The 431-nt window shown below is 63.1% G+C and carries 1 protein-coding gene; it reads left to right on the top strand.

What is annotated here, in order from left to right; translation table 11 throughout:
* Window positions 1-431 (top strand): cbb3-type cytochrome c oxidase subunit I (locus LZ604_RS35540; RefSeq protein WP_234520366.1); only part of this gene is annotated, 431 nt, incomplete at both ends.

The following is a 431-nucleotide window of genomic DNA, read 5'->3' as shown; positions in this document are numbered from 1 at the left end:
ATGTTCCGTATGCCGATCTTCGTGTGGAACGTGCTGCTGACCGGTGTGCTCGTCCTGCTGGCCTTCCCGGTCCTCGCGGCCGCGCTGTTCGCCCTGGAGGCGGACCGCAAGTTCGGTGCGCATGTCTTCGACGCGGCCAACGGCGGTGCCCTGCTGTGGCAACACCTCTTCTGGTTCTTCGGCCACCCGGAGGTGTACATCATCGCGCTGCCGTTCTTCGGCATCATCTCCGAGGTCATCCCGGTCTTCAGCCGTAAGCCGATGTTCGGTTACATGGGCCTCATCGGCGCGACGATCGCCATCGCCGGTCTGTCCGTGACGGTGTGGGCGCACCACATGTACGTCACCGGTGGCGTGCTGCTGCCGTTCTTCTCCTTCATGACGTTCCTCATCGCCGTACCGACCGGCGTGAAGTTCTTCAACTGGATCGG

The organism is Streptomyces glomeratus (assembly GCF_021462825.1).
In the GTDB taxonomy this organism is placed as follows: domain Bacteria; phylum Actinomycetota; class Actinomycetes; order Streptomycetales; family Streptomycetaceae; genus Streptomyces; species Streptomyces glomeratus.
The sequence above is the reverse complement of the archived record's forward strand: the minus strand, read 5'-3'. Positions and strand labels throughout refer to the sequence as shown.